The sequence below is a fragment of the Mycobacterium sp. genome, from assembly GCF_040509115.1.
GTDB lineage: Bacteria > Actinomycetota > Actinomycetes > Mycobacteriales > Mycobacteriaceae > Mycobacterium.
In genome coordinates, this window is the sequence record NZ_JBEVLO010000179.1 from 1 (window position 1) to 8170 (window position 8170).

Annotated in this window: 7 protein-coding genes and 1 pseudogene; 3 read left to right on the forward strand and 5 right to left on the reverse strand. The window is 64.9% G+C overall.

Annotated elements, in window-relative coordinates; translation table 11 throughout:
• The 3 genes and pseudogenes from ABW137_RS12780 to ABW137_RS12790 all read right to left on the reverse strand — a co-directional run.
• Nucleotides 1-190, reverse strand: a pseudogene (locus ABW137_RS12780) (RNA polymerase subunit sigma); the annotation flags it as partial.
• Between the two features lie 9 nt (nucleotides 191-199).
• Nucleotides 200-838: a nuclear transport factor 2 family protein gene (locus ABW137_RS12785; RefSeq protein ID WP_526400412.1), complete on the reverse strand. Its 639-nt coding sequence runs from the start codon at nucleotides 836-838 to the stop codon at nucleotides 200-202.
• 28 nt (nucleotides 839-866) lie between these two features.
• Complete coding sequence (locus tag ABW137_RS12790; protein ID WP_526400414.1) at nucleotides 867-1427, reverse strand: TetR/AcrR family transcriptional regulator; 561 nt, start codon at nucleotides 1425-1427, stop codon at nucleotides 867-869.
• Nucleotides 1428-1728: 301 nt separating this feature from the next.
• Between ABW137_RS12790 and ABW137_RS12795 the strand changes: the two genes are divergently transcribed.
• Entirely contained in the window at nucleotides 1729-4536 is a 2808-nt protein-coding gene (locus tag ABW137_RS12795) for an ATP-binding protein (protein WP_526400416.1), read from the forward strand.
• 253 nt (nucleotides 4537-4789) lie between these two features.
• On the forward strand, nucleotides 4790-5008 hold the full coding sequence (locus ABW137_RS12800; protein WP_526400418.1) for a hypothetical protein: 219 nt from the start codon (nucleotides 4790-4792) through the stop codon (nucleotides 5006-5008).
• A gap of 338 nt (nucleotides 5009-5346) precedes the next feature.
• On the opposite strand, the gene ABW137_RS12805 is transcribed toward ABW137_RS12800, so the two are convergent.
• Together ABW137_RS12805 and ABW137_RS12810 are read right to left on the reverse strand one after the other, a co-directional pair.
• A complete protein-coding gene (locus tag ABW137_RS12805; protein ID WP_526400419.1) occupies nucleotides 5347-5913 on the reverse strand; it encodes a stage II sporulation protein M in 567 nt (188 codons plus the stop codon).
• 604 nt (nucleotides 5914-6517) lie between these two features.
• The gene (locus tag ABW137_RS12810) at nucleotides 6518-7150 is read right to left on the reverse strand and encodes an NADPH-dependent F420 reductase (RefSeq protein WP_526400421.1); all 633 of its coding nucleotides are present in this window, start codon (nucleotides 7148-7150) and stop codon (nucleotides 6518-6520) included.
• Nucleotides 7151-7822: 672 nt separating this feature from the next.
• Here ABW137_RS12810 and ABW137_RS12815 point away from each other — a divergent pair.
• Nucleotides 7823-8170 (forward strand): GNAT family N-acetyltransferase (locus ABW137_RS12815; protein ID WP_526400423.1); only part of this gene is annotated, 348 nt, incomplete at its 3' end.

Below are 8170 nucleotides of genomic sequence, written 5' to 3' on the forward strand. Positions count from 1 at the left end.
TGGTCTCCTGAACCAGGTCCTCGGCGTCGGCGTGCTGCAGGGTCATCCGCATGGCCCCACCGAAAAGCGCGTTCAGGAACGGGATCACGTCACGCTCGAAACGCGCTGCCAGTTCGGCGTCGGTCTCGTCCGCGACCGGGCCGAGGTTGCTCTTGATGTCCGGAGGTGCGGCGCCATCGCGGTTGATCATGACGATCTCCTAGTGCTCCTCGGTCAATGTGAGCACCGGCATTGCGAGGGCGGGTGCGAGGCGATTCTGTAGTGCGACAACGGCTCGCATCGGCCGCAGGTGAATGGACAGCGAGGCGACCTTGCCCTGGGCGTTGATCCCGATCAAGTCTATGCCGTCGATCTCGATGGTACCCATCTTGATGTTGGCCACGACCGCGAAATGTCCGTCACCCGAAATGATTTCGACGACTGTGAACTCATCGATGACATCGAACAGCCGGGCCACGACATTCGCGACCTGTCCGCGACCCACGATCGGCTCAGCGGCGATCGGACTCTCGAGGATCACATACTCGGCGAGTTGGGCTGCTGCACGCGTGGCATCGCGAGCTTGCAGACCCGCCAAGAACGCTGATAGTCCTGCGGGGATTTCATCCACGGTCATCGACTTCCGTTTGTTTTCAGGGCCTCGCTGGGTGCGTGTGTACTGCGAATAGGGTCGGCGGACCGGCTCTTTCCGTGCCACAAGGTTCGCAGCGTCGGCGGCACCTTCGCGTCGGTGAAAGTTACGTACGTAGTCACAGGCCGCCGCCACCGTCGCGGCGGCTCGATTTGGCGTGCACGACGACGTAACCGCCGAACTAGCCTCGGAGACTGACCGGATCACGTCGTCCGATCCCCGAGGCGACCGTCGGTTAGCGCACTCCCTGGAACACGATCTTCAGAACGCCGTCGATGTATTCGGGTGCGAGGGGCATCGAATGAAACAGCCGGTACTCGACGACGCCGTAGAGCAGGTCTCGCAGGGTCTGCCAGTCGGTGTCGGCGCGCATCTCACCGCGTTGTTGTGCCCGGGCCGCGCGGGCCCCGAAGTCCTGAATGTTGGGTTCGATGATCTGATCGAAGAGGGCGCGCAGGAGGTCGGGGTCGGACTGGCCAGCGGCGATCAGACACCGATACGCCGGTCCGAACCCGGTGGTGGTAATCAACTCCAGGATCGCTGCCAGCTGGGTCCGGATGTCGGCGACGAAGTCACCGGTGTCGGGGATGGCAACGACGGCGCCGAGGCTCTCGGTCGCTGCCTCGAGTATCACCGCACCCTTGGACGGCCACCAACGGTAGATCGTCTGCTTGCTCACCCCTGCCTGCCTGGCGATCGCCTCGATCGAGATGTCGTCGTACCCAAGCTCGCCGACCATCGAGATGGACGCGTCGAGGATGGCACGACGCGATTGTTCGTTGCGGTTAGCAGGCACACCGCAAACCGTAGCCGAGCGGAGGCCCGCCGAGACGTAATACGGTGCGGTCCGTATTGACGTGAGGCGAGCCGCCTCATATGTTGTCGGTAAGCCGGTGTGGCGCTCCGGCCAAGGCTTAGATCACTCCGCTCAGTACGGATTGCGCCACCTCGGGAAGGAATCCAGCCGTGGCCGTCGAACTGATCGATGCAGACGAAGAGACTGCGCCCGATCCACAGCTGTTCATTGGGGCCGGCGCGTTCCCTGGCCGGTCACGGACGCCCCGGGAGGATTGCCCGATCGCGCTGGGGGTCCCGCGGTGACGCTGTTGGAGTGGCCGCCGATACGGGGAGAGGACGGACTCGGCCGAGCCCGGACTGAGCAGTACGCCGCGGACCTACTAGGTCGACGCGCAGAACGTGAGGCGATCGGCCAACTCCTGGCCGATGCATCGGCGGGGCGCAGCGGGGTGCTCGTGGTGCGCGGGGAAGCGGGCATCGGAAAGACTGCGCTGCTGCAACACGCCCGCGATACCGCTGTGTCACGGGGGATCCGGGTGGAATCCGCGGTTGGCGTCGAATCCGAGACGCAGTTCGCGTTCGCCGGCTTGCACCAGCTGTGCGCGCCGCTTCTCGACCGCGTAGAGACGCTGCCCGACCCGCAGCAGAACGCCCTCGACGTCGCGCTGGGCCGGAAGGCCGGAGCAGTGCCAGACCGGTTCTTGGTCGGGCTGGCCGTCCTCAACCTCCTCGCAGAGGAGGGCCCGATGCTGTGCCTCGTCGACGACGCACAGTGGCTGGACCAGGCGTCCGCGCAGGTTCTTGCGTTCGTGGCGCGGCGGGTGGGGGCCGAACGGCTCGTGCTGATGTTCGCGGTGCGAGACCCTTGCGAGAGCGGCGGAGATCCGCTGGCCGGGTTGCCCGAGTTGCCCCTGGACGGGCTGGGGGAGGCCGATGCTCGGGCGTTGCTGACCGCTGCTGTTTGGGCACCGCTCGATGGAGGGGTCCGCGAGCGCATCGTCGCCGAGGCGCGCGGTAACCCGTTGGCGCTGCTGGAGCTGCCAAGCAGCTTGCAGTTGGCTGGTGGCTTCGGACTCCCCGACGCCATGAGCGTCCCGCGCCGGATTGAGGACAACTTTGCGCGGCGCTCGAGCAGCCTTCCGGCGCAGACGCAGCAGCTGTTGTTGGTGGCTGCTTCCGAGCCGACCGGCGACGCGGCGTTGCTGTGGCGTGCGGCCACTTACCTGGGGATTGACCGCGAGGCAGCCGCACCCGCAGAAGCCGCAGGGCTGTTCGAGATCGACACCCGAGTCCGGTTTCGTCATCCACTGGTGCGCTCCGCGGTCTACCGTGCCGCCACTGCACCGGAGCACCGTCGGGCCCATTACGTCCTGGCCGCCGCCACCGACCCGCAGGCCGATCCGGACCGCCGCGCGTGGCACCGCGCGCAGTCGGTGCTGGGCACCGACGAAGACGCCGCCGCGGAGCTGGAGCGTTCGGCCGATCGCGCGTTGGCCCGCGGTGGCTTCTGTGCCGCGGCCGCGTTTCTCGAGCGCGCAACCGACTTGACGCCGGAGCCTGCTCATCGGGCGAGACGCGCACTGGATGCTGCCAACGCCAAGCACTGTGCCGGTGCCCCCGAAGCCGCTCTGGAGCTGTTGGACAGTGTGGACGCGGGGCGACTGGACGCGCTGCAACTCGCCCGTCTGGAACTGCTGCGCGCCCAAATCACCTTTCACCTGACGCAAGGCAGCCAGGTGCCGGGGATGCTGCTGGGCGCGGCTCGGATGTTGGCCCCCCTGGATCCCGCACTCGCTCGGGAAACCTACCTGCAGGCCTTCGACGCGGCGACCATCACCGGGGGTTCGAGCGTCGAAACCGGCCTGTCGGAGATTGCCGAAGCTGTCAGTGCCGCCCCGGCGCCGCCTGCGGCACCAGGCCCGGCAGACGTGCTGCTCGGCGGGTTGGTGGCCGCACACACCGATGGATTTGAATCCGGTGCGCCCATCCTCAAACGGGCCCTGGAGGCGTTCCGCGATCACGTGTTCCCGGTCGAGACCGTCCGAGCCGGCGACGCAGGCAACTGGCTGTCGCTGGCTGCACGGACCTCGATAGCGTTGTTCGAGGACGAACTGACCATCGTGTTGGCCGACCGCAACGTGCGACAAGCGCGCGAAGCCGGTGCCCTCGCAACGCTACCCACCGCGCTGATCGTCGCGGCGTTCGCGCGGATCTACACCGGTGAGCTCTCGCGCGCGGCAGAGCTCGCGGACGAGGCTGCTGAGATATCCGAGGTGTCGGGCGCGAAGCCCATGGATTACGCGCACACGTACCTGCAGGCCTGGCGCGGAACTGGTTCGGAGGCCATCGCTGGGCATGACACCCGTAGCTGCACGACAACAGAACGCTCGCGGGGTATCGAAGCGACGTTGTCCCTGTGTGCAATGGCGGTGTTACACAACGGCCGCGGTAATTACCCGGCGGCACAGAAGGCCGCTGCCTATGCAAGTGATTCGTACGAACCGGGGATCAGGGGGCTGGCGCTTTACGAGCTCGTCGAGGCGGCCAGCCGCGCCGGCGATCCTGAATCGGCTTCCTGCGCAATGGAAGAGCTGAGCAGAAGGGCACAGGCCAGCGGTACCGAATGGGCACTCGGTGTTGCTGCGCGCTCACGAGCGCTGACCAGCACCGGAGCGGAAGCAGAAGAGCACTACCGCGAAGCGATCGCGCGGCTGCAGAATTGCCGAATGGGTGCCTTCCTCGCCCGTACCCACCTCGTGTTCGGCGAGTGGCTACGCCGCGAAGGCCGCCGCACCGACGCACGCGAACAACTCCGCACCGCTCACGCACTCCTGTCCGACATGGGCGCAGAGCAGTTCGCCGCTCGCGCCGCCCGCGAGCTACGCGCCACCGGCGAGCATCCACGAAAACGCACCGCCCAGCCCGCCGACGCGCTCACCGCCCAAGAACTGACCATCGCGCGACTCGTCGCGACCGGAGCGACCTCCCGTGAGGTCGGTGAACAGCTCTTCCTGAGCCCACGCACGATCGAGGCCCACCTGCGAAACATCTTCCGGAAACTCGGCATCACCTCCCGCCGTCAATTGAAGGAGCTGCACCTGCCCTGAGCGCAAGCCGATCGGAACGGCCGCCGCACAGCGCCCCGTCGTCTGCGAACCGGCTGACGCCCTCATCGTCATTGGACATCAGCGTGTCACAGCCGCACGTCAGCGATCAGTCACCGCGTCAAAATCACAAGCGCCTGCAGGACGCATCCGCCACTCACCGAGGAGTTAAGCCTGCCCAGATGTGGCGATGTCAGGATCGGGGTTAGACGGGTACTTCATGGGTCCTGACGCGGCACGAAGCGGGATCACCGGGGTGACCGCCTCGAATGTGCGGTGGGAGCCGCGAATCGTCGTGTCATGGATGCGTGACCGGATCGCCTGGGCGCAGATTCGCATCGACGGCCATACGGTCGAAGAGGGAATGCAGGTCACCGTGCCGTATGTAGTGACTGGCATCTTCGAGCGCAGCGGGGATGAGTGGGCCTGGTTGTACTGGGGTGGAGGCGAACCGCAGAAGCAGGCCCGTCTGTAGTGAAAGACGTTGGCCGCCAAGCGTACTGCAAGAGGCGCTGACGCCAGTTCGATGCAGACGTACAGGCGCGAGCTTGATCATTCTGCGGTAAGCATTCGTGTAAAGCCCCGGTGACTGCACTAACAAGCCCGCCGGGGCCGATCGCAAGCTCGCCGCCGGAGGCTCAGCTGGTCGGCAGTTCGGATATGGGCCCCCGTAATGATGGCCTCTAGCTGACACGCGCGGTGAACGCGACCATCTTCCTTGATCTTCCATTCGCGCGGTTGTGGGTTAGCAGGGTGGTGCAGATTCGGCACGCCGCCCCCGAGGAAGCGATGAACCGAATATTGGGCGCTGATTTACAACATCCACTGAGCCAGTGGGTGCACGAAGTATCGCAAGGAGAACGCCTCGTACACCGCGCCGATTACGAGTAGGACGACCGCAGGCAAAGATAGCCACCCAAGTTGGCGTAGGCCTGTGATGTAGCCTCCTCGCCGGTTGTCGGCACCAACGGTTCGAGGCCAGATCCAGCACCTGCCCAGCAGATACACACCCAATATGAAGAGGATGTAGGCCTGAAATTCGATGACCAACGTGAGGGAATGCGGGATTAGAGCCACCCAGCCGATGTCACTCGCGGGGACGAGGGTCACTCCCGTCTGGACCGCCCAATATGCGAAGAGTGCGACGCCGGCGAAGGGCACGATCATCGAGGGCAGGACGATCGTCAGCACGCCCATCTTCACCACGTTGACCCCGAGGATCGCCAGCGCGAAAAGCCAGGGACTGGTGATGAGAGAAGCAACGGTGCTCGCGGTGCCGTCGTCTTCCAACCGTGCCTGCTGTGCGTCGCTGAGTTGCGGGACGACGAGGCCGACACCGAAACCGAGGAGGAATAGGCCGTACACGGACGCATTCGTCACGAGGTAAGCGCGAGAGTTCTCGTGGATGATTAGGAACGGCTGCCACGCAGTCAGGCGGCGTTTCTTGTCGGGGTGCGCCGTCATGTTCCCTGTCTCTCATCGTAAGGCGTTCGGAGGCTTCGGTATTGCCGGTTTGTTCATTCTCAGCAGCTCGAGGGATCCTTTCGGGAGGTCACGGTAGTCGGCACTCGGGTAGTTCCGGTTGCTTCGGCGGGATGACCGACCGTACGCATGCCGTGTCTGGATAGGTGCGGACCTTCCATTTGGGTGCGAGGATCTTGACCGAATTGATTTGTGGCAACTCCGAATCACATTGGCCCAGGTATATTTCGGGGCCCATACACACGATGACCGGTGGCGATTTCCCCTTGGCGGCGGCCAGCGGAGCCTGGCCAACGGTCGTTGCCACGAGGACTGCTCCAGCCGACGTCGTGAGGATGAGGGTGCGCTGCATGCAGGTCATCAAGTCGGAACGAGTGAGGGTAGATGTGGACCTTCACTGGTCACGTCCACTGGAAGCAACTCCTGCGTCATTGGGGTCCTGCTACGCGCGATCCGTAAATCCTGCTGGTGCGCAACTCGTCTCGCGCGTTAGTACATCGGCTCAACGCAATACGGTGATGCCCAGAGCGAAGTCGGTCTGCTCGAGCCCGTGGGTCTTCAGGCTGATCTCCCGCAGGCCGGCGTACTCCAGGGCACGCGCCATCGGCAGCGGCCCGGCGTCCAGCGGTCGCAGTCCCAAGCCCTCGGCGAACGCCGACACGTCGGCCTTCGCCTGGGCGTCGTCCCCGGCGAGAAAGACGTTCAGCGGGCGGTCCTCGTCCGGGCGGGTCGCGAGGACTTCGGCGAACAGGGTGTTGAACGCCTTGACGACGCGTGTGTCGGCGGGGGCGGCTTTCGCGATCTCCTGGGCGCCGGAACTGCCCTCGGGGGTGACGAGGCCCTTGAGATCGGGGGCCTGGGGGTTCGTGATGTCGATGAGGACCTTGCCGTTCAGCGCATCTCCGAACTGGGCGACCGCCGCCCCGGCGCTGGCGTAGGGCACGGCGAGCACGACGATGTCTCCCGCCGGGGGCTCGCCGACCGTCCCGACCGTGGCGCCGTCCAACCTGCTCGCCAACTCCTGCGCCTTGGCCGGGTTGCGACCGATGACCTCAACGGTGTTGCCGCCCGCGAGCGCGCGGCCGGCCAGGGCGCTGGCCATGTGGCCGAGGCCGATGATGCTGACGTTGCTCATGGTTTCTCCTGCTGTTTCGTTCGCTGGATGTATGTGTGCTGCGGATCGAGTCGGCGGAATCGGCTTTCCGTGCCGTCAGCTTCGCAGCGCGGAGGCCACATTCGCGTCGGTGGAAGTCCCTTAATTGGGTGGTACTCCTAGTTCGCGTGCCTGGGTGCGTCTACCTGATGCCGCTGCTTGCGTTCGACGTACGCTCGAGACGGTGAGTAGGTGTACAGAGGAATATGTCGCGCAAAGCCGTGAATGTCCCTGATGGAATACGTTGCGGCTCACCGGTTACGAGGCGGTCCACTTCAGTGCCAGAGAGGATGACGGCGTCGTCGAGGTAGGTGTAGGCAGTCGCGCGGCCGAAGAAGTGGGTGGCGGCGGGTCGAGACACAGCCCACCCGCGGTTTACCGGTAGGTCTCCATATTCCACTTGATCGTATTCCGGCGTTGTGTAGCAATGTATTCGAGAGAACTCGCGACGGTGGGCTGACTGCTGGCTCAGCACGTGGGAGTTCTCGTCAGGTTGCGGCCCGGTCGAAGTTGCATTCGACCGGTGATTGTTTGCTGTCTCTCGTAGGCTCGGTATGGATTGCCGGGGAGGATGGCCGCCTGAGCCGTCGAAGTCTGATGGGCGAGGCGGAAATGTTGACCGACAGCCGGCGGCCACACTGCCACACTGGCCGAATGTCCCTTGATCCGGCAGTGCAGCTGCGTTTGGCGATCCCCGAGGATGACGCGTTCATCGTCGAGATGGCCCGTCACGCCAGCGTCATCGAGGACTGGCCCCTTCCTGATGCGGAATCTGAAGACGTGCACAGTCTGCTGCCTGCCGCCGGTGAGGTGTCGATAGTCGCGGTGAAAGCCGGGGGCTGGCGAGTTGGCGCGGTGTGGACACTTCACATTGAACCTCCTTTGCGCGTCGGCTCTGCCGGAGTTCCGTTGCCGGAACTCTGCATTGCCGTGGTGCCTGATATGCGTGGCAGCGGGGTGGGTGGTGCACTACTGGATGCTCTGTTTGTGCAATGCGCGGGA

Coding starts and splice junctions, on each gene's coding strand:
- ABW137_RS12810 (WP_526400421.1), bottom strand. CDS start 7,150: ATGAGCAACGTCAGCATCATCGGCCTCGGCCACATGGCCAGCGCCCTG.